Annotated in this window: 29 protein-coding genes; 9 read left to right on the forward strand and 20 right to left on the reverse strand. The window is 64.3% G+C overall.

The features are described 5' to 3' along the window. The first annotated feature begins 14 nt into the window (after positions 1-14). From AC0L4C_RS17185 to arsC, 5 genes are read left to right on the forward strand one after another with little or no spacing between them, the layout of a single operon-like run. Positions 15-371, forward strand: a complete 357-nt coding sequence (locus AC0L4C_RS17185) for an ArsR/SmtB family transcription factor (protein ID WP_473400935.1) — start codon at positions 15-17, stop codon at positions 369-371. Then, positions 364-891, forward strand: coding sequence for an arsenate reductase ArsC (locus AC0L4C_RS17190; RefSeq protein WP_473400936.1), 528 nt, complete (start codon positions 364-366; stop codon positions 889-891). Before AC0L4C_RS17185 ends, AC0L4C_RS17190 begins: the two co-directional genes overlap by 8 nt. After that, positions 891-1295 (forward strand): OsmC family protein, encoded by a 405-nt coding sequence (locus tag AC0L4C_RS17195; protein WP_473403547.1) that lies wholly within the window; start codon positions 891-893, stop codon positions 1293-1295. Before AC0L4C_RS17190 ends, AC0L4C_RS17195 begins: the two co-directional genes overlap by 1 nt. A gap of 5 nt (positions 1296-1300) precedes the next feature. Continuing rightward, the gene (gene arsB, locus AC0L4C_RS17200; protein WP_473400937.1) at positions 1301-2353 is read left to right on the forward strand and encodes an ACR3 family arsenite efflux transporter; all 1053 of its coding nucleotides are present in this window, start codon (positions 1301-1303) and stop codon (positions 2351-2353) included. Then, positions 2350-2772, forward strand: a complete 423-nt coding sequence (gene arsC, locus AC0L4C_RS17205) for an arsenate reductase (glutaredoxin) (RefSeq protein WP_473400938.1) — start codon at positions 2350-2352, stop codon at positions 2770-2772. The genes arsB and arsC overlap by 4 nt, the downstream gene beginning before the upstream one ends. Positions 2773-2866: 94 nt before the next feature. Here arsC and AC0L4C_RS17210 read toward each other — a convergent pair whose 3' ends face one another. From AC0L4C_RS17210 to AC0L4C_RS17240, 7 genes are all read right to left on the reverse strand, one after another. Continuing rightward, positions 2867-3397, reverse strand: coding sequence for a YidB family protein (locus tag AC0L4C_RS17210; RefSeq protein WP_473400939.1), 531 nt, complete (start codon positions 3395-3397; stop codon positions 2867-2869). Positions 3398-3483: 86 nt separating this feature from the next. Then, a complete protein-coding gene (locus AC0L4C_RS17215) occupies positions 3484-3687 on the reverse strand; it encodes a hypothetical protein (protein WP_473400941.1) in 204 nt (67 codons plus the stop codon). Between the two features lie 92 nt (positions 3688-3779). Continuing rightward, positions 3780-5105, reverse strand: coding sequence for a mandelate racemase/muconate lactonizing enzyme family protein (locus AC0L4C_RS17220; protein WP_473400942.1), 1326 nt, complete (start codon positions 5103-5105; stop codon positions 3780-3782). 53 nt (positions 5106-5158) lie between these two features. Beyond that, complete coding sequence (locus AC0L4C_RS17225; RefSeq protein ID WP_473400943.1) at positions 5159-6082, reverse strand: dihydrodipicolinate synthase family protein; 924 nt, start codon at positions 6080-6082, stop codon at positions 5159-5161. 36 nt (positions 6083-6118) lie between these two features. After that, positions 6119-6967 carry a carbohydrate ABC transporter permease gene (locus AC0L4C_RS17230; protein ID WP_473400944.1) on the reverse strand — a complete coding sequence of 283 codons (849 nt, stop codon included), beginning with the start codon at positions 6965-6967 and terminating at the stop codon, positions 6119-6121. Between the two features lies 1 nt (position 6968). Next, on the reverse strand, positions 6969-7574 hold the full coding sequence (locus AC0L4C_RS17235; protein WP_473400945.1) for a carbohydrate ABC transporter permease: 606 nt from the start codon (positions 7572-7574) through the stop codon (positions 6969-6971). Positions 7575-7757: 183 nt separating this feature from the next. Then, a complete protein-coding gene (locus tag AC0L4C_RS17240) occupies positions 7758-8012 on the reverse strand; it encodes a DUF2188 domain-containing protein (RefSeq protein ID WP_473400946.1) in 255 nt (84 codons plus the stop codon). 493 nt (positions 8013-8505) lie between these two features. Here AC0L4C_RS17240 and gntA point away from each other — a divergent pair, with 493 nt between their 5' ends. Continuing rightward, entirely contained in the window at positions 8506-9219 is a 714-nt protein-coding gene (gene gntA, locus AC0L4C_RS17245) for a guanitoxin biosynthesis heme-dependent pre-guanitoxin N-hydroxylase GntA (protein ID WP_473403548.1), read from the forward strand. After that, positions 9216-9806 (forward strand): DUF1989 domain-containing protein, encoded by a 591-nt coding sequence (locus AC0L4C_RS17250; protein ID WP_473400947.1) that lies wholly within the window; start codon positions 9216-9218, stop codon positions 9804-9806. The genes gntA and AC0L4C_RS17250 overlap by 4 nt, the downstream gene beginning before the upstream one ends. A 54-nt stretch (positions 9807-9860) precedes the next feature. Here the strand turns inward: AC0L4C_RS17250 and AC0L4C_RS17255 are convergent, their stop codons facing one another. From AC0L4C_RS17255 to dctP, 12 genes are all read right to left on the reverse strand, one after another. Beyond that, the gene (locus tag AC0L4C_RS17255; protein WP_473400948.1) at positions 9861-10892 is read right to left on the reverse strand and encodes a 3-carboxy-cis,cis-muconate cycloisomerase; all 1032 of its coding nucleotides are present in this window, start codon (positions 10890-10892) and stop codon (positions 9861-9863) included. Then, positions 10892-12097, reverse strand: coding sequence for a 3-oxoadipyl-CoA thiolase (gene pcaF, locus AC0L4C_RS17260; RefSeq protein WP_473400949.1), 1206 nt, complete (start codon positions 12095-12097; stop codon positions 10892-10894). Before pcaF ends, AC0L4C_RS17255 begins: the two co-directional genes overlap by 1 nt. After that, a complete protein-coding gene (locus AC0L4C_RS17265; RefSeq protein ID WP_473400950.1) occupies positions 12098-12769 on the reverse strand; it encodes a 3-oxoacid CoA-transferase subunit B in 672 nt (223 codons plus the stop codon). It abuts the gene before it with no gap. Further along, entirely contained in the window at positions 12766-13488 is a 723-nt protein-coding gene (locus tag AC0L4C_RS17270; protein WP_473400951.1) for a 3-oxoacid CoA-transferase subunit A, read from the reverse strand. The genes AC0L4C_RS17265 and AC0L4C_RS17270 overlap by 4 nt, the downstream gene beginning before the upstream one ends. Positions 13489-13496: 8 nt before the next feature. Beyond that, complete coding sequence (gene pcaG / locus AC0L4C_RS17275) at positions 13497-14078, reverse strand: protocatechuate 3,4-dioxygenase subunit alpha (protein ID WP_473400953.1); 582 nt, start codon at positions 14076-14078, stop codon at positions 13497-13499. Continuing rightward, a complete protein-coding gene (gene pcaH, locus AC0L4C_RS17280) occupies positions 14078-14824 on the reverse strand; it encodes a protocatechuate 3,4-dioxygenase subunit beta (RefSeq protein WP_473400954.1) in 747 nt (248 codons plus the stop codon). The genes pcaG and pcaH overlap by 1 nt, the downstream gene beginning before the upstream one ends. Then, positions 14821-15192 carry a 4-carboxymuconolactone decarboxylase gene (pcaC, locus tag AC0L4C_RS17285; protein ID WP_473400957.1) on the reverse strand — a complete coding sequence of 124 codons (372 nt, stop codon included), beginning with the start codon at positions 15190-15192 and terminating at the stop codon, positions 14821-14823. The genes pcaH and pcaC overlap by 4 nt, the downstream gene beginning before the upstream one ends. Then, positions 15185-15979 carry a 3-oxoadipate enol-lactonase gene (gene pcaD / locus AC0L4C_RS17290; protein WP_473400958.1) on the reverse strand — a complete coding sequence of 265 codons (795 nt, stop codon included), beginning with the start codon at positions 15977-15979 and terminating at the stop codon, positions 15185-15187. Before pcaD ends, pcaC begins: the two co-directional genes overlap by 8 nt. Before the next feature lies 1 nt (position 15980). Beyond that, complete coding sequence (locus AC0L4C_RS17295; protein WP_473400959.1) at positions 15981-16412, reverse strand: type II 3-dehydroquinate dehydratase; 432 nt, start codon at positions 16410-16412, stop codon at positions 15981-15983. Then, on the reverse strand, positions 16409-17719 hold the full coding sequence (locus tag AC0L4C_RS17300) for a TRAP transporter large permease (protein WP_473400960.1): 1311 nt from the start codon (positions 17717-17719) through the stop codon (positions 16409-16411). The genes AC0L4C_RS17295 and AC0L4C_RS17300 overlap by 4 nt, the downstream gene beginning before the upstream one ends. A gap of 4 nt (positions 17720-17723) precedes the next feature. After that, positions 17724-18239 (reverse strand): TRAP transporter small permease, encoded by a 516-nt coding sequence (locus AC0L4C_RS17305; protein WP_473400961.1) that lies wholly within the window; start codon positions 18237-18239, stop codon positions 17724-17726. Between the two features lie 66 nt (positions 18240-18305). Further along, positions 18306-19292, reverse strand: coding sequence for a TRAP transporter substrate-binding protein DctP (gene dctP, locus AC0L4C_RS17310; RefSeq protein ID WP_473400962.1), 987 nt, complete (start codon positions 19290-19292; stop codon positions 18306-18308). 225 nt (positions 19293-19517) lie between these two features. On the opposite strand from dctP, the gene AC0L4C_RS17315 reads away from it, so the two are divergent. Continuing rightward, on the forward strand, positions 19518-20186 hold the full coding sequence (locus tag AC0L4C_RS17315; RefSeq protein ID WP_473400963.1) for a GntR family transcriptional regulator: 669 nt from the start codon (positions 19518-19520) through the stop codon (positions 20184-20186). A gap of 3 nt (positions 20187-20189) precedes the next feature. On the opposite strand, the gene AC0L4C_RS17320 is transcribed toward AC0L4C_RS17315, so the two are convergent. Then, positions 20190-21053 carry a shikimate dehydrogenase gene (locus tag AC0L4C_RS17320; RefSeq protein ID WP_473403549.1) on the reverse strand — a complete coding sequence of 288 codons (864 nt, stop codon included), beginning with the start codon at positions 21051-21053 and terminating at the stop codon, positions 20190-20192. Between the two features lie 210 nt (positions 21054-21263). Between AC0L4C_RS17320 and AC0L4C_RS17325 the strand changes: the two genes are divergently transcribed. Then, positions 21264-21950, forward strand: coding sequence for a TetR/AcrR family transcriptional regulator (locus AC0L4C_RS17325; protein ID WP_473400964.1), 687 nt, complete (start codon positions 21264-21266; stop codon positions 21948-21950). Positions 21951-21962 lie beyond the last annotated feature (12 nt).

A 21962-nucleotide genomic window follows, 5' to 3' on the forward strand; every position in this document is an offset into this window, starting at 1 on the left:
ATAACCCTCGAATTATGGATATCTTGAACGCCACCGATGTGTTTACAGCCCTGTCGCAACCGACACGACTGGAGGCCTTTCGGCTGATCATGCAGCATGAGCCCGACGGGATGCCCGCCGGAGAGGTGGCGCGACAGCTGGACGTGCCGCAGAACACCATGTCGAGCCACCTTGCGGTGCTGACCCGGGCCGGGCTGCTCAGTTCGGAGCGACGGAGCCGGTCCATCGTCTACAGGGCGGAACTCGAGCGGGTGCGCGAGATCGCCAGTTTCCTCGTCAATGACTGCTGTGGCGGGCGACCGGAGCTCTGCGAGCCACTGGTGGCCGAATTCACCCCCTGCTGCACTCCCGGAGCGATTGCAAATGACTGACCATGTCTACAACGTGCTGTTTCTCTGCACCGGCAACTCGGCGCGCTCTGTGCTGGGTGAAGTGCTGCTGAACAGCCTCGGGGCGGACCGCTTCCGTGGCTATTCAGCGGGAAGTACACCCAGGGGCAGCGTGCACCCGATGACCATCGAGGTGCTGCAGGCGGCAGGACTGCCGACCGAGGGCCTGCGCTCGAAGAGCTGGGACGAATTTGCGGGGCCGGATGCGCCAAAGATGGATTTCGTCTTCACCGTCTGCGACGCCGCCGCCGGAGAGACCTGCCCGATCTGGCCGGGTCGTCCGGTGTCGGCGCACTGGGGCATCGAAGACCCCGCTGCCGTGACCGGCCCATCGTTTGTACAGCGCGCGGCCTTCGAGGACGCCATGCGGTTCATGCGTAACCGCATCACCGCCTTCATCAACCTGCCGCTCAAGACCATCGACCGGATGACGCTGGACCAGCAGGTGCGGGACATCGGCAAGCTGGAAGGCTCCACCGTGAACCAGTCGGGAGCGGCATGATGCTGGAATATGAGGTCAGCGCCCGACGGGTCGATGCGCATGGGAGCGTCGCCAGCACCAAGGCGGCCGAGATTGTCCTCGATACCGATGTGGCGGGCAGGCAGGATGCCTTCAATCCGGCGGAGCTGTTTCTGGCATCCATCGCCGCCTGCATGATCAAGGGGATCGAGCGGGTGATGCCGATGCTGGACTTCCAGCTGCGGGGCGTCACCGTGCGCCTGCATGCGGTGCGGCAGGATGCGCCGCCCAAGATCGTGTCGGTCGACTACGAACTGCTGGTCGACACCGACGAGAGCGAGCAGCGGCTCGAGCTGCTGCATACCAATGTGCGCAAGTACGGCACCATCTCGAACACAGTCGCCGCGGCGACCAGCCTCAGCGGCGTGCTGAGGCGGAAAGGCTAGCTCGCGTGTCGGTCTTTGAACGTTATCTCACCCTCTGGGTGGCCCTCTGCATCGTGGTGGGGATCGGTGCGGGTTTCGCCCTGCCAGACCTCTTCCAGGCGATCGGCAGTCTCGAGGTGGCCAGCGTCAACCTGCCGGTGGCCGTACTGATCTGGCTGATGATCATCCCCATGCTGCTGCGCATCGACTTCCGCTCGCTGGCGCAGGTAGGCCAGCATTGGCGCGGCATCGGGGTGACGCTGATCGCCAACTGGGCGATCAAGCCGTTCTCGATGGCGCTGCTGGGCTGGATCTTCGTCGGCTGGCTGTTTCGGCCGCTACTGCCGGAAATGGAGATCGACGCCTATATCGCGGGGCTGATCATTCTCGGGGCTGCGCCCTGCACGGCAATGGTCTTTGTGTGGTCCAACCTGACACGCGGCGAGCCGGTGTTTACGCTGAGCCAGGTAGCCCTCAACGACGCCATCATGGTGGTGGCGTTCGCGCCGATCGTGGCACTGCTGCTCGGCCTCTCGGCCATCACCGTGCCATGGGACACGCTGCTGCTGTCGGTGGGGCTCTACATCATCATTCCGGTGATCATCTCGCAGGCGCTGCGGCAATTGCTTGTGCAGGGCGAGGATACGTCGCGGCTGGACGGGCTGCTGCAACGACTGCAGCCGCTGTCGATCTCGGCGCTGCTGGCGACACTGGTGCTGCTGTTTGCCTTCCAGGGCGGGCAGATCATTGCGCAGCCGCTGGTGATCCTGCTGCTGGCGGTGCCGATCACCTTGCAGGCCTATTTCATCTTCGGGTTTGCCTATGTGCTGAACCGGGTATCGGGCGAGCAGCACTGCGTGGCCGGGCCATCGGCCCTGATCGGCGCGTCGAATTTCTTCGAGCTGGCGGTCGCCACGGCGATCAGCCTCTTTGGCTTCCATTCCGGGGCGGCGCTGGCGACGGTGGTGGGCGTGCTGGTGGAGGTGCCGGTGATGCTGTCGCTGGTCTGGATCGTCAACAATAGCCGCGGCTGGTACGAGCGCGGGCCGATACGGGCGTCCAGGAAGGCGGCCGAATGAGCATCACCATCTACCACAATCCGGACTGCGGTACGTCGCGCAACACGCTGGCGATGATCCGGCAGAGCGGGGAAGAGCCAGAGGTGATCCTCTATCTCGAGACGCCCCCTGCCCGCGACACGCTGACCGGGATGATTGCGGCGGCCGGGCTCTCGGTGCGGCAGGCGATGCGCCAGAAGGATACGCCCTATGAGGCGCTTGGCCTCGCGGACGCGGGGCTGAGCGATGCGGCGCTGCTGGATGCGATGCTGACGCATCCGATCCTGATCAACCGGCCGTTCGTGGTGACGCCGCTTGGCACCCGGCTCTGCCGGCCGTCGGAAGTGGTGCTGGATATCCTGCCCAATGCGCAGATCGGGCCGTTCACCAAGGAAGACGGCGAGGTGATCATCGACGCGGATGGCAAGCGCCTGACGTAGGCCGGAAAGGGGTTGGGTGCCTTGAACCCGCCGCAAACGGCCGCGACGCGGGAAGAGCCCGATGGCGCCCCGGACGGGCGCCATCGTGCAGGGGTCAGACCTGATAGGTGGCGTAGGCGTTGGCCTCGTCGGCGGTGGGCAGGCGACCATCGGGTGTCAGGCCATCGACGGTTTTGGGCAGGTTGCTGCTGAGGCGGCGCAGCAGTTCGTCGCGATCCAGACCGGTCTGCGCCTGCAACTGGGCGATGACATCGGGACCCAGCGCGGCTTCAAGCGAGGCCGGATCGACATCGCGGTTGGGCCCTTCCTTGACCCAGGAGTCGGCCTCGTCGCCATGGCCGGTTTCCCGGAAGCGGTCGAGCAGGCCGTCAAGGCCGTCGCGCAGCATGGCGCCGGTGGAGCCGGCATTGCCGAGCAGATCGCCCAGCCCCCCGAGCAGGCCATCGATGCCGCCATTGCCACCCAGACCGCTGCCGATGGCGTTCATGGAGCCATCGGGATTGGTGCTGCGGGTCTTGTCGAGGGCATCGCTGAGCATCTTGCCGAGCTGGTCGCGGTGCTGGAAGCCGGCGACGGCCAGCGTTGCGAGCAGCGCCATGGCGGGGGTACGCATGTTGAGGGCCATCTGAATTCTCCGTGGATAATGGCGCACAAGGCGCGGCAGCACGGAAAGTTCCACTTGCGGGGCGCGGGGCCACGGTGGCCGACGGATCAGAGGCCGAGCCAGACCACGCCGAACATCACAGCGCCCAGAGTGACGATGAAGACGATGCCGAACCAGAAAAAGCCCCGATTGTCGGTGCTGGCGATCATCTTCTCATAGGCCTCGTCGCCCATCGACTCGCGCAGCTGGCGCTGCTCGAGCTGAAAGCGGGCATCGTTGGTGTGCGAGAATTTCTGGTTGTTGCCGGCCATGCAGGTCCCCCCAACACCAGGGTAGATGTTCGGGGGCGGTGATGTCGAGGCTGGGGGTGAGGGCGATCAGCCGCCCTGCCCTGCTCCGCCGGCTATTCGGGCCAGCGGTCGTCGGGGCGCCAGAAGCCCAGCTTGGGGGTGTTCCACTCGTCGGTGGGGAGGAACATGGTGCCGGGGGTGCGCAGGTTGGCTTCGATGGCCTCGAGGTTGAGATCGACGCCGAGGCCGGGGGCCTCCGGCACCTTGACGTAGCCATCGGCCATGTAGTCGGGCGCGAGGCCGGTGACGAGGCTTTCCCAGAACGGCAGGTCGAGGCCGTGATGCTCGCAGGCGAGGAAGCTGGAGATGGCGGCGGCGGTGTGGATATTGGCCATGAAGCCGATGGGCGAGCCGGCGCAATGCAGCGCGGTGGGGATGCCTTCCTCCTCGGCATCGTCGGAGATGCGCTTGGTCTCCATCAGGCCACCCGAGGTCAGGAGGTCAGGGTGGACGATATCGAAGGCGCGGGTGCGGATGGCCTCGCGGAAGCCGTCGCGCAGATAGAGGTCCTCGCCGGCGGCGATCGGGGTCAGCAGCGCGTCGGCGATCTTCTTGTGGCCGGGGATGTCGAAGCGCGACACCGGATCTTCCATCCAGGCAAGATCGAAGCTTTCGAGCGCCTTGCCGAGCCGGATGACCTCATCGGAGGTGAGGTAGCCCTCGCCGAAGTGGTCGACGCAGATCTGGACGTTGGGGCCGACGGCCTTGCGGACCTCGCCGACGACATGGGCGGCACGCTCGATGGTGGCGTCGGTGAGCTTGACGCCGCGGCCATGCATCGGCGCCTTGAACGGCCGGCCGTCTTCATAGGCGAAGTCGTATTTGGCGTCGTTGCCGATCAGCGGGCTGTCGCCGGTTTCGAACAGGCTGGGACGGAGGTCGAACTTGATCCAGGTCAGGCCACGGTCGCGGCGGCCCTTCACGGCCGCGACGAAATCCTCGGGGGTGGGATTGTCGGGGGTGGGGGTATCGCCATAGAGCCGGACGCGGTCGCGATGCTTGCCGCCGAGCAGCTGGTAGCAGGGCACGCCATAGACCTTGCCGATGAGGTCCATCAGCGCGATCTCGATGCCGGAGACGCCGCCGCCCTCGCGGCCCCAGTTGCCGAAGCGCTTGATGGTGCGGAAGATCATGTCGACATTGCAGGGGTTCTGGCCGACCAGCATCGACTTGAATTGCAGGGCGTTCACGGCATGGCCGGCATCGCGCACCTCGCCGAGGCCATAGATGCCCTGGTTGGTATCGATGCGCAGGATCGGGTAGTCATAGTTGGCGGCAACGACCGCCAGCCGCATGTCGGTGATGCGCAGGTCGGACGGATTGGAATTGGTGTTGATCGCGTCTTCGGCGCGCCCAACCTGCTGGTCGATCTGGTTCATATCTAGCCTCTCAAACGAAACGGGGACTGGCGGCGAGCCGCCGAATTACGGGATCAGCGCCGGTGCGCGTAGTCGGGGAGCATCAGGTCGCGCAGGTCGTCCATGGCGGTGGATGCCTCGGCCCGCGCGGCGTCGTCGAGCGCGCGGAAGCCGGACTGGCGCACCGCGGTGCTGCCGATCACGCCACGCATTTTCAGCACTTCCTTCATCAGCGGCATGCCGTAGTCCTGCTCCAGATTGAGCAGCGGCAGCAGGCGCCGGAAGATCGAGCGGGCGAGCATTTCGTCCCTGGACTCGATGGCGTTCCAGAGCTTGACGTGCACGTCGGCGAACTCGCAGGCGGGCATGGTGCCGGCGACGCCGTGGCGGACTTCCTCCATCAGCGTCTTGCCGGCCTTGCCGCCCATGACGCCTTCGACCTTGTCGCCGCAGAGCCGGATGATCTCGCCGACGGTCTGGGCCGGATAGCCCGACTCTTCCTTGACGAAGCGGGCGGTGGGAATGTCATGGACCAGTTCGCCGATCAACGCCGCGCTCATCGCCGAAGCGCCCTGCCCGACGACGTTCTGGATCACCAGCGGCAGCGATGTGGCAGCGCCAATGGCGCGGTAGTGCGCCTTGATGTCGGCCGGGCTCGAAGGGTGAAGGTTGGGCGGCAGGGACATCACCGCGTCGGCGCCGATGCTTTCGGCGTGGCGCGCGTAGTCGATGGCGAGATGGTAATGCGGGGCGGAGACGGCAACGATCGTCGGCACATTCCCCTTGGCCTTGCCGACGACGATCTCGGCGGCGCGCTTGCGCTCGGACTCGCTGAGATAGAACCCCTCGCTGGCGAGAGCGTTGGCGACGACGCCGTGGACGCCCGCCGCCAGGCAGAAGTCCATGGTCGACTCCAGGGCCGCCTCATCGAGCCTGAAGTCTTCGGTGAACGGCGTCGTCACGATGACGAAGATGCCGCGGAAACTGGTGCGATCCATGCTGTTATTGCCTTTGTATGGGATCAAAGATCGTTGTCAGGTACCGGCGAGTGCGCCCTTGGTCATGCCTGAGACCAGGAATGGCTCAAGGAACACGAATAGCACGATGGCGGGAAGGACCGAGATGGTGCCGGCGGCCATCAGCATGGACCAGTCGACCATCTGTTCCCCCACAAAGCTCTGCATGCCGACCGTCAGCACCTGTACGTCAGGGCGGTCGACGAGCGTGCGGGCGAAGATGAACTCGCTCCAGCTGGTGAGCACGAGGTAGACGGTGGAGGCGGCAAGGCCTGGTTTCGCCAGTGGCAGGACCACCAGCCACAGGGCCTGCATCTGGTTGGCGCCATCGATCATGGCCGCCTGCTCCAGATCGCGCGGGATGCGGTCGAAAAAGCCCTTCATGAGCCAGGTGGCCAGCGGCACGCCGATGGTCATGTTGGCAGCGACCAGCCCGGCCAGCGAATTGAACAGGCCGATATTGGTGTAGATGATGAACAGCGGGATCAGGATCAGGCTGGCCGGGATCAGCTTGCTGATCAGCAGCGCGCCGCCAAGTGCCTGCTGCGGCGGGCTCGAAAAGCGCGACAGCGAGTAGCCGGCCAGCGTCGACACCAAGAGGCTGAGGAAGGTCGAGGCGAAGGCGACGATCAGGCTGTTGATGATCCAGGTCAGGAACGGCCGGCCGTCGAACACCTGCGCAAAGGCATCGAAATTGATGCGGCTCAGGTCCGGCAACAGCGCTGGACTGCGCGACAGGATGGCGTCGGTCGGCATGACCGCCGTCATCACCATCCAGTAGAACGGGAACAGCGTAATCAGGGCGAAGCCGGCGAGGACGACGAAACCGAGGACGCGCGAGAACGTAAGCTTTTCGGGTTGTTGCATCTTAGAACTTCGAGTTTCGCGACAGGGTGGCCATCGACGCGGCGATCAGGAATGCCACGAGGATCATGAGCGTACCCACAGCAGTGGCGGTGCCCATGCGGAAATAGTGGAAGGCTTCCTGGTAGACATAGAGCGCCAGGGTCGAGGTGGCGCTGGCCGGGCCACCGCCGGTGGTGGCGAAGACGATGTCGACATCGCGGAACACGCCCAGCGCCGAAATCATGATGACGAGGAACGAAGCCCCCTGGATGCCGGGCCAGGTGATGTAGCCGAACTGCTGCAGCTTGGTGGCGCCATCGACATTGGCGGCCTCGTAGAGCTCCTTGGGAATGGACTGGAGCGCGGCGAGGAGCGTCAGGGTGATGAGCGGATAGGTCTTCCAGATGGTCGGGACAATCACCGCGAACATGGCCGTGCGGGCGTCGACGAACCAAGGCATTTCACCCGAAATCAGGCCGCTGGCGCGCAGGATCGAATTGAATACGCCGAACGAGCCATCGAGGATCCACAGGAACATGATGGCGACGATGACGCCAGGCACGGCCCACGGGATCAGGATCATGGTGCGCAGGATGCGGTTGCCGGGCAGGTTTCGGTTGAGCAGCAAGACATGTTGTTCTCCATCGGTCGGCCGAGTAGCGACGCCTATCGTCGCCCAGAGCACCGGCAACCGTCGCCGGTCACCATCGCCTTCTCAGCGATGCCCCTACTCTGGTGCGCGCCCCTCGAGTGGAATTGGACGCTTCAATCGCTTTTGGAAAATCGGACCACGATTGCACTATCGCTGCGGTCAGTCAGGTACCGATGGGTCGTCGAGTTCAGTTTCGGGGCGATCATCGGCACGGGCCACCTCTCTGTGCCAACGGTACCCTTCATCCTGATACTCGATCCCATCGGTGGCTCCGACGTGTCGCTGCCGTTCTGCCGCCATTCGCGCCGCTTCATGCGCCTCTGCGTGAGTAGCAAAGGGCTCGGAGAGGACGTCCCCGACGCGATATGCCCATCCTCCGTCATGCTCGACGACCTGATAAATGACCTTGTCCATGTCCTGCTCGATTGTCTGAAGGTGTTCGACTGCCCCGCGTCGTATGACAAAATATCCGTGGTCTAGTTGTACGGACTGATCGCAAATAGACACACGCTGGCTTCCTTGGCCCAATAGCGGCCCGTCAAAATGTTCTGCGCTGTAGCGACCCACGCAAACACATCGCCTCATCAGACTTTGTCGGGGCTGGGCGACCACTGACGCAAGTAGCGAGCCCTGCCACAGCGGGGAAATAGGGCCGCCATTTCGAGCGCTCGGACCACGCACAGTTCAGTTGGGCCGAGCGCAAACGGAACACCGACCGAAGCGATTTGAGGCGGACAGGATGCCTCAGCATCCGCTTTGGGCCAATAGCGGCCCCTGCCCTATGTCCGCTTTGCGGCCATAAGCGGTATAGGTAGGCGTCGTCACCGGTCAAGAGCCGGGGCCGAGGCCTTGCACCGCTCGTGATGGAACCACCTAGAGGCACGAAGCTTGAACTGTTCCATTGAGAGTGACGTCGGTTTCATGCTTTTTAAACTCAGAACGCGCCCTGGAGGCGTTCATCCAGGATCCCGGTTTTCCCTGCGTCGGTGCCAAATCCGCCTTGGGCAAGGGGCAACTCACCACCTATGTCGCCCGCCGCATCGACAGTGCCTGGAATGACGTCGAAATCCAGGATCGGCTCATGCAGTTCGCGTGGCGCTATCGCGGCAACCCTGCCCTCTTCACCAGCTTTGCGGTGATCTTCGAGGGACCGGAGGGCCTCGACGAACACCGTTTCGAACACCACCTCTGGACCCGGATCCAGTCGCTGACCGAAAAAGACAGCTGGCGCGGCCAGACACCCGATCCGCGGGTCAGCGCCGATCCCAACGATCCGCATTTCTCGCTGAGCTTTGGCGGCGAAGCCTTCTTCGTCGTCGGCCTCCACCCCGGAGCGAGCCGCCCCGCCCGGCGCTTCGCCTATCCCACCATGATCTTCAACCTGCACGATCAGTTCGAAGCGCTGCGGGCGCAGAACCGCTATGAAAAGCTGCGCGGCTCGATCCTCGAACGGGATCTCAAACTGGCCGGCAGCCTCAATCCGATGCTGGCCCGCCACGGCGCCATATCCGAAGCCCGGCAGTATAGCGGCCGCAATGTCGGCGAGGGCTGGAGCTGTCCTTATCACCGCGACGACCATCCCGCTGCAGCCGACCCGCTGGGCGAGACCGAGCCGTCATGACCCCGGACATCCAGGAAATCCCGCCGCGCTCCGGGACCGCCTTCGAGATCGGCGCAGGCCAGACCCTAACCGTCATCGATCCGCTCGGCGGGCAGGTCGCCGACCTACTCGCCATCTCCACGGCGGACCGGGCCGAGATAATCTCGTCGGGCCGCACACTGGACTATGCCGAGAGCATTTACCTCACGACCGGGAACCTGCTCTATTCGAACCGGTCGAACGTCATGTTGGAGATCATCGAGGACACCGTCGGCCGCCACGACTTCCTGCTGACGCCCTGCAGCGAAGCGACCTTCCGGCTCTGCTACGACAACGAGCCGCCGCACCAGGGCTGCCTCGGCAACCTGCATCACGCGCTGACGCCGTATGGCATCACCGAAGACACCATTCCCGTTGCTTTCAACTGCTTCATGAACGTGCCGGTGGACGGCGCGACGGGAAAGCTAAAGGTGCTGCCGCCGCTCAGCCAGGCCGGCGACTTCATCCGCTTCCGCGCCAGGATGGACCTCATCATCGGCCTAACCGCCTGCTCCGCCCCTGCCAGCAACGGCGGTAGCTTCAAGCCTATCCATTATTCTGTCGGATAGAGCGAGTTGGCAGTGTTCCATTGCCACTGCCCGTAGCCAGTTTCGAGCGGTAACTCAGTGGAACGACAATTGGCTCGTCAGTTGCCAAGCGAGGTTCAATGACGCTGCGGTGAGGGTGACAAGTTCAGGCAGGGTAAGCCATTCCGTCGTCCAAGCTGCGCCGGAGCGTTCTTCTTCGTGCACCAGGGCCGACTGCAGAATACCTGCGAGCCCGGCCGACTTGCGGGCGATGGCGACGAGAACTTCGGCCGCCACGGGGTTGGCTTTGTGCGGCATTGCCGACGACTGCCCCGTGCCCTGAACAACCACGGCGCCGCGCTCCGTTTGAGCCAGAAGCGCAATATCCATTCCCACCTTTCCAAGCACGCCGCAGAGGCTGGCGAGCCGTGCGCCGAGGGTCACGATGCGGTCGCGGTCGGAATGCCACGGAACGGAATTGCCGATGCCCAGAGACGTGGCCAGGCGCGCGGCGATTTCGTCTCCCTTGCCACTGAAGCTGCTTCGGTCACCGATGGGGCCACCCAGTTGCACGACCAGAACGTAGTCCGACAACCGAAGCAGTTCGACTCGCTGGCGCTGCAATGGCAGACGCCATGTGCGGAGCTTGTCGGCCACCGTGAAGGGCAACGCGGCCTGCATCCGGGTGTGGGCCATCAGCGGGCGGGTACCCTGCCGCCGCTCGAGCTTGTCCAAGGCACCAAGGCTATCGTCGAGCCTCGCCAACAGAATCGGAAAGATACGGGAGAGCTGGAGGATGAGTGCGGTGTCGATTGCATCCTGGCTTGTCGCGCCCAGGTGAAGATGCTGGCCATGCGGATCACCGACACTCCTCCGCAACTGCCTTATCAATGCCGGCACGACCACGCCGTCTCTGGCCATTCCTGCCGTCAGATCATCCCAGTCGGGTTTGAAGCGCCGGATGCCCTCGGAAATCGCTTCGCGCGACGCTGGCTCGATCAGGGCAACCTCGGCTTCCGCGCCCGCCAGGGCGTCCTCAAACCGGAGGATGCCCGCGACCTGCGCCTCGTCGGATAGAAGGCCCGCGACTTCCGCGTCGCCCGTGAGGGCAGCCAGCAGCCTTCCCATCAGATGGCCTCAAGTGCGATGGCGATGCCCTGCCCGACACCGATGCACATGGTGGCCAGCGCCCGACGCTTGCCAGTCAGCGACAGCTCGAGCGCGGCGCTGCCGGTGATGCGGGCTCCGGACATCCCCAGCGGATGACCAAGCGCGATGGCGCCGCCATTCCGATTTACATGCTCCGCGTCCTCGGGGATGCCGAGTTCACGCAGAACGGCTACCGCCTGGCTGGCGAAGGCTTCGTTGAGTTCGACGACGTCGAAATCGGGTGGGGACAATGCGAGACGCTGGCAGAGTTTCCGCGTCGCCGGCGCCGGACCCATGCCCATGATGCGCGGTGGCACCCCGGCTGCCGCGCCGCCGAGCACCCGTGCTAGAGGCACAAGACCGTGGCGGGCCGCAGAGGCTTCCGAGGCGATGATGAGCGCGGCTGCTCCGTCGTTCACACCAGACGCGTTTCCGGCGGTGACCGTGCCGCCCTGCCGGAACGGCGTCGGCAGCTTGGCCAGTGCCTCCAGCGTCGTGTCGCCGCGCGGATGTTCATCGGTATCGACGACCGTCGGGTCGCCCTTCCGCTTCGGGATCGTGACGGCGACGATCTCACGTGACAGACGGCCGCTCTGCTGCGCTGCCACCGCGCGCTGCTGGCTCCTGAGGGCGAAAGCATCCTGATCGGCGCGTGTCACCGCGTAGTCCTCAGCGACGTTCTCGCCGGTCTCGGGCATGGAATCGACGCCATACTGCGCCTTCATCAGCGGATTAACGAAGCGCCACCCGATGGTGGTGTCGTAGATCTCGGCATTACGTGAAAACGCACTCTCAGCCTTGGGGAGGACGAACGGCGCGCGGCTCATCGACTCGACGCCGCCGGCCACGATCAGTTCCGCCTCGCCGGCGCGGATCGCGCGTGCTGCGGTGATCACCGCGTCCATGCCCGAACCGCAGAGGCGGTTGATGGTGGTGCCCGAGATGCCGACGGGCAGGCCCGCGAGCAGCAGGCTCATGCGGGCGACGTTGCGATTGTCCTCGCCGGCCTGGTTGGCACAACCGAAGATCACGTCGTCGACCGCCTCCCAGTCGACACCAGTATTTTCGGCCATCAAGGCGCGCAGCGGCACTGCACCCAGATCGTCGGGCCGAACCGACGCGAGGGCGCCGCCAAAGCGGCCGATCGGCGTGCGGCGGTAGGCGCAGATGAAGGCGTCAGGCATCTAAACCTCCGGGGCGACGAGGTCGGCGACGTCGCCGGGGATGACAAGTTCGGCGCCGGTCAGCGACTGCAGTTCATCGATGCTCATAGCTGAGAGCTTCTCGCGCAGCACGAAGCGTTGGTTCTCGATGTCGACGACGGCATGGCTGGTGTAGACACGCGTGACGCAGCCGACGCCGGTCAGCGGCAGGCCGCAGCGCTTCACCAGCTTCGGGCGGCCGTCCTTTGTGACATGATCGGTGATCACCGCCACGCGCTTGGCGCCGTGCACAAGATCCATCGCGCCGCCCACCGCCGGCACGCCCTTGGGCCCGGTGGACCAGTTGGCGAGATCGCCGTTCTCAGCCACTTCATAGGTGCCGAGAATGGCGACGTCGAGGTGACCGCCACGTACCATGGCGAAACTGTCGGCATGGTGGAAGAAGGCTGCACCCGGCCTGAGGGTCACCGCCCGTTTGCCGGCATTGATCAGGTCCCAGTCCTCATCACCCTCCGGCGGCGCCTCGCCGAAGTTGAGGATGCCGTTCTCGGTATGGAAGATCGCCTGCCGGCCAGGCGGCTGGTAGCGCGCCACCATCTCGGGAAAGCCGATCCCGAGGTTCACATAGGCCCCGTCGGCGATGTCCTGCGCGGCGCGCCAGGCGATTTGGCCGTTGGAAAGCTTGCCGGTCATGCGTAGACAACTCCGGCACGGATCAGCGCCTCTTCCTGCTGCGGATCGGGCACCTCGACGACATGGGTGACGAACAGTCCTGGTGTGATCACCTGCTCCGGGTCGATCTCGCCCGGGGCAACGATATGGCTGGCCTGAACCATCGTGCCGGCGGCAGCCGCTGCCATCAGCGGCGAGAAATTGCGGGCCGCCTTGCGATAGGTGAGATTGCCCAGCGGATCGGCGAGCTCGGCCTTGATCAGCGCGTAGTCAGCCTTCAGCCAACGCTCCTGGACATAGTGGCGGCCGTCGAACTCGGCGACGGGCTTGCCCTTTGCGAGATCAGTGCCGTAGCTGGTCGGGGTGTAGAAGGCCGGAATGCCGGCACCGCCGGCGCGGATCCGCTCGGCGAGCGTTCCCTGCGGCACCAGTTCGAGCTCGATCTCGCCGGCCAGATACTTCTCGGTAAAGGCACGCGGATCGGACGAGCGCGGGAACGAACAGACCATCTTCACCACCATGCCGGCGTCGATCATCGCGGCAATGCCGATGCGCCCATTGCCCGCATTGTTGTTGATGACGGTGAGGTTACCCGGTGCGCCGGTGGCCACGTAGCGGTCGATCAGCGCGTGGATAAGCTCGATCGGGGCTCCAGCACCGCCGAACCCGCCGATCATCAGGGTGCTGTCGCTCTCGATACCGGCAACGGCACTGGCAAGGTCCGGAAGGGTCTTGTCCATTGTGGGCCTCAAATATCGAAGAACACGGTCTCGGCTTCGCCCTGAAGGCGAATGTCGAGACTGTAGGTGGCCCGGCCATCGACGTCCGTGCGCGCGGCGACCAAGGTCTGGCGCCGGCGCGGGTCCATGATCTTCGACAGCACGAAGTCGCCGACGTTGGCCTCGGCTTCGTCGGCGAAATAGAGGCGGGTGTGAAGACCGACATTGATACCGCGCGCCACGATCCAGAGTGTCAGGTGCGGCGCCATCGGCTTGCCGTCGGGGCCGGCGACGCGTCCGGGTTTGATCGTTTCGAAGCAGAAGCTCCCATCAGCTGCGCAAGCGGTTCGTCCCCAGCCCGAACGATGGGTCCCGTCGGCGTCGGCCTGCCAGAGCTCGACCACCGCGTCGCCGACCGGCGCCGCCGAACCGTCGAAAATGCGCCCGACAACGCTGATCGCCGTGCCCTTGCCGGCCGGAATGGGTCCGGCACCGAGACCGGGCACATTCGGCCCGGTGATGCCCTCGAGGCTCGGGGTCATGCCGATGTGAACATAGGGTCCCGCGGTCTGCGACGGCGACTCGCGGAGGGGCGGCAGCGGGTTAAGCATCAGTTGCCCTCCATCTTGTTCTCGAACAGGGTCGACCGACGGCCACGCAGCACGATATCGAAGCGATAGGCCAGCGCATCCATTGGCGTTGTGTTGTGGCGGTCGAGCCTCGCGATCAACTGCTCGACGGCTGCCCGGTCGGGTACGGACAGGGCGATCGGATCCTGCCAGATCATCGGGTCGCCCTCGAAATACATCTGAGTGATCAGGCGCTGCGCGAAAGCGTGTCCGAAGACCGAGAAATGGATATGCGCCGGCCGCCAGTCGTTTCCACCATTCGGCCACGGATAGGCGCCCGGCTTGATGGTGCGAAAGTGATAATAGCCGTTCTCGTCGGTGATCGCCCGGCCGCAACCGCCGAAGTTGGGGTCGAGCGCCGCAACGTATCCCTCGCGCTTGTGCCGGTAGCGACCACCGGCATTGGCCTGCCAGAACTCGACCAGCGTGCCACTGACGGGCCGGGCATTCTCGTCCAGCACCTGGCCATAGACGATCATGCGCTGGCCGATGGCCTCATCACCGTCCTGGCCGAAATTGCGGATCAGATCGTTGTCGAGCGGCTGGATGAGACCGTGCCCAAAGGTCGGGCCGGTCAGTTCGGATTTCGTCTGCCCCAGCGACAGCAGGGCGTGCCGCGGCGCGCGCAGCGTGGTGCTCTTGTAGCCGGGTGTGTTGGCAGGCGGATGCCAGGCGCGATCGCGCTGGTAGAACTGCCCTTCCTCGCCATAGGGAGCGATGATCGTCACGGCCGCGCCTCCATCTCTTGCTTGGCGATGCGGAAGGCGCGGTTGGCCGCCGGAACACCGGCATAGACGGCCACGTGCAGCAGCGCCTCCTTGATGTCCTCCGCGCTGGCGCCAGTGTTGGCGGCCGCGCGAACATGCATGGCCACCTCATCGTCGTGGCCGAGTGCGGCCAGCAGGGCAATGGTGATCAGCGAGCGTTCGCGCCGGGTCAGCCCAGGACGGGACCAGACCGAGCCCCAGGCGCCTTCGGTGATGAAGGCCTGGAAGTCGGTATCGAACGCCGTCTTGTTCGCCTCGGCACGGTCGACATGCGCATCGCCCAGCACTGCGCGGCGTGTTTGCATCCCGGCTTCAAAACGATCAGGCATTGCCGACCTCCTGCAGGTAGTCGCGGATCAGTTGCGCGAGGCGTTCGGGTTGATCGATGGAGGGCAGATGCCCTGCCCCGTTGATGGACACGAAGCGCGAACTGGGGAGCCGGCCGGCAAAAGCCCGCACCGCTTCCAGCGGCGTCGACTGATCGTTCTCTCCACACACGACGAGGGTCGGCATGGTGATATCTCCGACGCGCGAGGTTAGGTCCAACTCGCTCAGCACGGCGCAGGTGGCGATGTAGCCGTCGGCCGGCGAGCGCAGCAGAAGATTGCGCCAGCCGGCGATCTCGGCTTCCCTTCCCTGCCTGATTTCCTTCGGGAACCAGCGCAACAGCACCATGTCGGCGATCGCTTCCATGCCACCCGCAGCGACGCGCGCCATGCGATCGGACCATTGTGCGGCGTCGCCGAAATTTGCCAAGGTGTCGCAAAGGATCAGTCCGGCGAGACGCTCCGGATGGTCGAGCGCGAACTGCTGCGCCACCAGCCCGCCGATCGAGACGCCGGCCAGAGCAAAGCGCTCAAGCTCCAGTAGGTCGACGAGGTCTAGCAGGTCCGAGGCCAGCTGCGTGATGTCGTACGGTCCGGGCGGGACACTCGACAGGCCGTGTCCCCGCTTGTCGTAGGAGATCAGCCGGAAGTCGGGTGCGAGCCGCTCGATCACCCCATCCCAGATCCGGACGTCGGTACCCAGCGAATTGCAAAAGACCAGCGGCAGGCCGTCGGGGTTGCCGGCCTCGCGAAAATGAACCGTGCCGAAGCTGGCCGCCGCGAATGCCATCTCAGCTTGCCAGCCGCGCCAGCAGGGCGCGCACGGCGATGGGATATCCGGCAGCACCGAAGCCGGCCATTACCGAGGTCGCGATCATCGACACGTAGGAGCGGTGGTAGATCGGCTCACGCCGGTGGATGTTCGAGATGTGCAGCTCGATGATCGGGCCGGGAAACATCTTCAGGGCATCGAGCAGCGCCAGCGAGGTGAACGTGAACGCGGCGGGGTTGATGACAATGCCGGCGCCGTCGTCGATCGCTTCGTGCACCAGATCGATCAGCCGTTCCTCACTGTTGGTCTGGTGGAACCGAAGCTCGTGGTCGCCAGCGGCCTCGCGGCACATCACCTCGACTTCGGCCAGGGTCGTGCTGCCGTAAATCTCCGGCTCGCGTCTCCCCAGCCGGTTCAGGTTTGGCCCGTTGAGAACATAGATCGGTTTCATGGCGCAGCACCGGCGGGGATGTAGCCGAACATCCTGGGTAGCCACAGGACCGTATCGGGCACGAAGGTGAGAAGGATCAGCGCCAGCAAGAGCGCAATGAGGAACGGGGCGACATCGGTGACCAGGGCGCGCATCGAGACATTGGCGATCCGCGTCATGATGAACAGCAGCAGCCCATAGGGCGGCGTGATCAGACCGAGCATGATGTTGATCACCACAACGACCCCGAAATGCACCATATCGATGCCCAGAGCCTGCGCCGTCGGGATCAGCACCGGGACGATCACCAGAAGGATCGTCGTGCCTTCGAGCACGCAGCCCAGCAGCAGCAGCAGAATGTTCACCGCCACGAGGAAGGTTACCGGGTCGAGGTCCCAGGCCAGCAGCACGGCGCTGATCGAGCGCGGGATATTCTCGATCGTCACGACGTAGTTGAACACCAGCGCGCCGGCGATCAGCATGCCGATGGAGGCAGTGGTCTTGGCGCTCGAGAGGACCGACCGATAGAGCTCCCTGGGCTTCACGCTGCGATAGATCACAGCGGACACCAGGAGTGCGTAAAAGGCAGCAACCGCGGCAGCCTCGGTCGGCGTCGTAACGCCTCCATAGATGCCGTACATCAAGACGGCGGGCATCAGCAGGACCGGAAGCGCGTTCCAGGTGATCCGTGGCAGCTGGCGAAGCGGCACCGCCTCCTCGACCGGGAAATTCTTCACCCGGGCGGTGACCATCACCTGCATCATCATCGCACCCGCCATCAGCAGGCCGGGGATGACGCCACCCAAGAAAAGGTAGCCGACCGATGTGTCGGCCACGAGCGCGTAGAGGACCATCGGGATCGACGGCGGAATGATGGGCCCGATGACGGCCGTCGCCGCGGTCAGTGCCGCCGCATAGCTCGCCGGATATCTGCCGTCCTTGGTCATCATGTACTGCATCATCTTGCCGGAGCCGGCAGCATCGGCAATGGCCGATCCGCTCATGCCGGCGAAGACGATCGATTGCAGGATATTGACCTGAGCCAGCCCGCCGCGGAACCGGCCGACCACCGCATTGCACCAGGTGAGCAGGCGTTGCGAGAGCGTGCCGGAGTTCATGATCTCGGCGGCGAGAATGAAGAGCGGCACCGCCAGCATGATGTAGTTGGTATACATGCCATTGAGCAGTTGCTCGGCCGCAATGCCCATGTCCTGCCCGCGCAGCAGCAGGTAGAGGATCGAGCCGGTGATCATCGACAGGCCCATGGGGATGCCCATGAATGCCAGGATGGTGATCATGATGAGAGCGAGCGAGAAGGCGATCGTCATCCCGCTACATCCCCGACTTGATCTTGGTGATATCGACCTCGGACTCATCACGGTGCCAGATGGCATGGTACCCGAGCCAAAGCTGGCGGATGATCGTCGCCACGGCGAAGAGGCCGTAGATGACATACAGCCAGTCGAAGCGGATCTTGAGGTAGGCAGTGCGCTCCACCTTCATGAAGCCGATATAGTCGAGCACCGCAGGCAGCGAGAGGGCGAAGAAGAACACCACGACCACCGCGCAGATGACGACGAGGATGCGCCGGGTGCGATCGCTGACCGTCGAGTAGATCAGGTCGAAGCGAATCTCCTCGTAGTCGCGAATGACGAAGGCGCTGCCGAACAGGACCAGCCAGAGCCACATGATGGAGCTGACTTCCTGGGTCCACCCGATGGGCAGGTTGATCACGTAGCGGAACACGATCTGGATGATGAAGACGACGAACATTGTCGCCAGCATCGCGGCCAGGAGGTTCTCGGCGCGCGCGTGAAGCCAGGCACCGGCTTGCTTCAGTCTGGACATCGGGTCGATCCGTCCGAAGGGACGGTCGGCGCCGCGTAAACGACGCCGACTGTCAGGGAGGATGGCTTAGAGCGCGTTGATCCTGTCGATCACGCCAGCGGGCCAATCCTTGGCCAGGTCGCTGTCGAGATACTGCTTCTGCACGTGCTCACGGAAGGCGGCGACATCCGGCTCGTAGATCTTCAGGCCGCCGTCCTCGAACTTCTTGCGCAGATCGGCCTCGCGAGCGATGTGCTCGGCCTGGCTGAAGTCGATGGCCGCGGTTGCGGCCGCCTGCAGAGCCTCCTGGTCGGCCGGTGCGAGATTGTCCCAGGCAGACTTCGAGATGACGAGCAGGTCGTAGCCAACCAGATGCGAGGTGAGGACGATCTGCTTCATCACCTCGTAGAACTTCATGTTCTCAACATTCGGCAGCGGATTGTCCTGCCCGTCGATCGCACCGGTCTGGAGGCCCGTATAGACTTCGGCATAGGCCATCGGTGTGGGGTTTGCCCCGAGCGCGGTGCCGAGGAACTGCCACGCGTCGCCACCCGGCATGCGCAGCTTGATGCCGCCCATATCCGCCGGCGTCTTGATTTCCTTGTCCACCCGCAGGCCAACCTGGCGGATGCCGAAATAGGTCGGGCCGAGGATGTGGATGCCAAGCTGATCCTCGGCCATCTTCTTGAACTCTGCGCCGACTTCGCTGTCGAAGAACTTGCGCAGGTGGTCGGCGTCCCGGAAGAGGTAGCCGGAGGTCAGCACCGACCAGGCCGGAATCTGGTTCGAGACGTCCTGCGGAGCAATGTTGCCCATCTCAAGATTGTTGCGCTGCAGCGCAACCAGCTCGGTGCCCTGCTTGAACAGGTTGCCGCCATAGTAGGGCTCGAGCGTTGCGAAGCCGGCGACGGCATCGCCGAACCGCTTCATCATGCCGGCCCGGATGTCCTGCTCCGAGAACACAGCCGAGAAGCGCAAGCTAGGCTTGTCCTGTGCGAACGCCGGAATGGCATTCGCAGCAAAAAGTGCGACCGCGCCAAAAATAGCGGCACGCCGCTTAATACGGAAACTCATGTCGATCCTCCCATCCTGGGCGCTTTCGCCCGTCAGCCCGCTGCGCGGGCACTCCTGCCTGTCGTCTCATCCCTCGACAGGCTTGCGTCACTTTGTACGAAACAGTTCGTACATGTCAATCAATGGCTATCCGCTGCCGGTTCCCGGCTGCTGCAATGGATGTGGACACAGATCGTTTCATCCGTCAATATGTCAACTATCGAACAATTTAAACTTTGTAGGGCAATGATAGACCAGCACGACGACACCGTTGGCGAGAGCACCTTCCGAACCATTCGCAGCGAGATCATCCACGGCGTGCTGCTGCCGGGTGATCGGCTGACGCTGGACAAGCTGAAACAGCGCTACGCCGTGAGCGTGGGCACCCTGCGCGAGGTCCTCACCCGGCTGGCTAGCGAGTCCTTCGTGGTTGCCGAGGGGCAGCGGGGCTTTGAAGTGGCCCCGGCGACCCTGAGGGAGCTCAAGGAGCTCGGCGACCTGCGGCTGCTGCTGGAGAGCCATGCCCTTGGCCTGTCGCTGCAACGCGGCGACCTGGAGTGGGAGGGGCGCGTCGTCGCGGCCCATCACAAGCTGGCTGCGATCGAGAAGCGCCTGCTGGCCGGCGAGAGCTACCGCACGCCCGAATGGATCCAGTACGATCGGAGCTTCCACGAAGCCATCATCTCGGCCTGCGGTTCGCGTTCGATGATGGAGCTCCACACCACGGTCTTCGACCGCTTCCTGCGTTACCACATGCTGGCTGGCAGTTTTCGCGGGCAACCGGTGGCCGATGACCACCTCGCGCTGCTTCGCGCAGCGCTATCCCGTGACGAAGGCGTCGCACAGACGCTGCTCAAGGCCCATATCAGCCGCGGCATCGACCACATCGTCGGAACGGGCAGAGTTGGACGCTAGGGCCTATGCCGCCGCGCGGAAGTGGTTGGTCATGGCCGCGCGATCCGGGGCGATGCCGGTGAAGAGTTCGAAGGCCTTCACCGCCTGATAGACCGCCATGCCGCTGCCTGGCAGGGTGCGGCAGCCAAGCGCCCTGGCGCGACGGATCAGTTCCGTCTCGGGCGGAAAATAGATGACATCGGCGACCCACTGCCCTGCCCGCAGCAACGCCTTGTCGAACGGCAGCCCGGGGAACTTGTCCATCCCCACGGGCGTGGTGTTCACCACTCCGGCTACCGCGGGCACAGCCGAGATGGGGTCGACAACCGCCGTGACGTCCACCGAAAAGCGCGTAGACAGGCGCTCGGCGAGGGCTGCCCCCTTGGCAGGGTCGGTCTCGCACAGGATCAACCCTTGGGTCCCCAACGACAGCAGGGCATGCCCCACCGCCGCGCCGGCACCCCCGGCCCCGAACTGCACCACACTGTTCAGGTCGGCCCCAACGAGGCCTTCACGGAAGCTCTCGGCGAAACCCCAGGCATCGGTGTTGTGGCCCATCCTTCGGTTCCGCTCGAAGACCACGGTGTTGACGGCCCCAATCCCGGCCGCCTCGAGCGCGAGGTCGTCCATCAGCGGAATCACCGCCTGCTTGAACGGAAAGGTCACGTTGAGCCCCGCGAACCCGCTCTGCTCGGCCAGGTCGATCACGGCGGCCAGATCATCATCCGAAAGCCCCAGCGTGTCGAAATCGATGAGCAGGTAGGTGTAGTCCAGCCCGATCCTCGTGCCCTCGAGTTCATGCATCCTAGGCGTGCGCGAGGCCTGTATGCCGCGGCCGATGAGTCCAACCAGCAGCCGGCGGCCACCAGACGCCTGACGCGCCTCCATCATCCCGCCGATGTACCGCCGGGTCGCCTCGATCCTGGGTGTGGTCAAAATGATCTCCAAGCCGGTCAGAACGAGCTCTGCACAACCAGCCGCACACTTGCCATCGGACGCGGTCCACCGATAAATGCTCGCATCGGCTGTTCGTATGAATGTACGAACTGGTTAGTTTAGTCAATCTCTCCGTCTGGAGGGTGGGGAGCGCGGACGAAGATGGACTTGAAGCCGGCACGGGGCGACCCTCAGACCGACAAGGCGCAGTCTCGCACGCAGGACCCTGAGGGAACCCGGCAGAACATCATCGAAGTCGCCTCCGAGGAGTTCGCGCTGAACGGGCTGTCCGGCGCCCGCATAGACGAGATCGCGGCCCGGACCCGTTCTTCGAAGCGGATGATCTACTACTATTTCGGCGACAAGGAAGGGCTGTACCTCGCTGTCCTCGAGAACGCCTATCGCACGGTGCGTGAAGGTGAGGCACAACTCGACATAGACGGGCTGCCCCCCATCGAAGCTCTGCGCCGCCTGGTCGAGTTCACCTTCGACCACCACCACCGGCATGAAGACTTCATCCGCATGGTGATGATCGAGAACATTCATCATGCCGACTACCTCGAAAAATCGAAGGTCATCCGGCAGTTGAACGTCACCGCCATCGCTACTATCGAGGCGATCTACAGGCGCGGCGTCGTCGAAGGACTGTTCCGCCCCGGCCTCGACCCGCTCGAGGTACATTGGCAGGTCAGTGCCCTTTGCTTCTTCAACGTCTCCAACCGGGCGACGTTCTCAAAGCTGTTCGGACGCGACCTCAGCACCGCTGCCGCGCAGTCATCGCTGAAACGAAACGCCGTCGACATGATCCTGCGCCACGTGGTCATCCCGGAGCATCTCGGCACGATCTAGCGCCATCACCCG

It is taken from the genome of Devosia sp. J20-27, assembly GCF_055808595.1.

What these genes read in the sequence shown, in the direction of transcription:
- AC0L4C_RS17185 (WP_473400935.1), top strand. Translation starts at nt 15, where the DNA reads ATGGATATCTTGAACGCCACCGATGTGTTTACAGCCCTGTCGCAACCG.
- AC0L4C_RS17190 (WP_473400936.1), top strand. Translation starts at nt 364, where the DNA reads ATGACTGACCATGTCTACAACGTGCTGTTTCTCTGCACCGGCAACTCG.
- AC0L4C_RS17195 (WP_473403547.1), top strand. Translation starts at nt 891, where the DNA reads ATGCTGGAATATGAGGTCAGCGCCCGACGGGTCGATGCGCATGGGAGC.
- arsC (WP_473400938.1), top strand. Translation starts at nt 2,350, where the DNA reads ATGAGCATCACCATCTACCACAATCCGGACTGCGGTACGTCGCGCAAC.
- AC0L4C_RS17210 (WP_473400939.1), bottom strand. Translation starts at nt 3,397, where the DNA reads ATGGCCCTCAACATGCGTACCCCCGCCATGGCGCTGCTCGCAACGCTG.
- AC0L4C_RS17215 (WP_473400941.1), bottom strand. Translation starts at nt 3,687, where the DNA reads ATGGCCGGCAACAACCAGAAATTCTCGCACACCAACGATGCCCGCTTT.
- AC0L4C_RS17220 (WP_473400942.1), bottom strand. Translation starts at nt 5,105, where the DNA reads ATGAACCAGATCGACCAGCAGGTTGGGCGCGCCGAAGACGCGATCAAC.
- AC0L4C_RS17225 (WP_473400943.1), bottom strand. Translation starts at nt 6,082, where the DNA reads ATGGATCGCACCAGTTTCCGCGGCATCTTCGTCATCGTGACGACGCCG.
- AC0L4C_RS17230 (WP_473400944.1), bottom strand. Translation starts at nt 6,967, where the DNA reads ATGCAACAACCCGAAAAGCTTACGTTCTCGCGCGTCCTCGGTTTCGTC.
- AC0L4C_RS17240 (WP_473400946.1), bottom strand. Translation starts at nt 8,012, where the DNA reads ATGGACAAGGTCATTTATCAGGTCGTCGAGCATGACGGAGGATGGGCA.
- AC0L4C_RS17250 (WP_473400947.1), top strand. Translation starts at nt 9,216, where the DNA reads ATGACCCCGGACATCCAGGAAATCCCGCCGCGCTCCGGGACCGCCTTC.
- AC0L4C_RS17255 (WP_473400948.1), bottom strand. Translation starts at nt 10,892, where the DNA reads ATGGGAAGGCTGCTGGCTGCCCTCACGGGCGACGCGGAAGTCGCGGGC.
- pcaF (WP_473400949.1), bottom strand. Translation starts at nt 12,097, where the DNA reads ATGCCTGACGCCTTCATCTGCGCCTACCGCCGCACGCCGATCGGCCGC.
- AC0L4C_RS17265 (WP_473400950.1), bottom strand. Translation starts at nt 12,769, where the DNA reads ATGACCGGCAAGCTTTCCAACGGCCAAATCGCCTGGCGCGCCGCGCAG.
- AC0L4C_RS17270 (WP_473400951.1), bottom strand. Translation starts at nt 13,488, where the DNA reads ATGGACAAGACCCTTCCGGACCTTGCCAGTGCCGTTGCCGGTATCGAG.
- pcaG (WP_473400953.1), bottom strand. Translation starts at nt 14,078, where the DNA reads ATGCTTAACCCGCTGCCGCCCCTCCGCGAGTCGCCGTCGCAGACCGCG.
- pcaC (WP_473400957.1), bottom strand. Translation starts at nt 15,192, where the DNA reads ATGCCTGATCGTTTTGAAGCCGGGATGCAAACACGCCGCGCAGTGCTG.
- pcaD (WP_473400958.1), bottom strand. Translation starts at nt 15,979, where the DNA reads ATGGCATTCGCGGCGGCCAGCTTCGGCACGGTTCATTTTCGCGAGGCC.
- AC0L4C_RS17295 (WP_473400959.1), bottom strand. Translation starts at nt 16,412, where the DNA reads ATGAAACCGATCTATGTTCTCAACGGGCCAAACCTGAACCGGCTGGGG.
- AC0L4C_RS17300 (WP_473400960.1), bottom strand. Translation starts at nt 17,719, where the DNA reads ATGACGATCGCCTTCTCGCTCGCTCTCATCATGATCACCATCCTGGCA.
- AC0L4C_RS17305 (WP_473400961.1), bottom strand. Translation starts at nt 18,239, where the DNA reads ATGTCCAGACTGAAGCAAGCCGGTGCCTGGCTTCACGCGCGCGCCGAG.
- dctP (WP_473400962.1), bottom strand. Translation starts at nt 19,292, where the DNA reads ATGAGTTTCCGTATTAAGCGGCGTGCCGCTATTTTTGGCGCGGTCGCA.
- AC0L4C_RS17315 (WP_473400963.1), top strand. Translation starts at nt 19,518, where the DNA reads ATGATAGACCAGCACGACGACACCGTTGGCGAGAGCACCTTCCGAACC.
- AC0L4C_RS17320 (WP_473403549.1), bottom strand. Translation starts at nt 21,053, where the DNA reads ATGGAGGCGCGTCAGGCGTCTGGTGGCCGCCGGCTGCTGGTTGGACTC.
- AC0L4C_RS17325 (WP_473400964.1), top strand. Translation starts at nt 21,264, where the DNA reads ATGGACTTGAAGCCGGCACGGGGCGACCCTCAGACCGACAAGGCGCAG.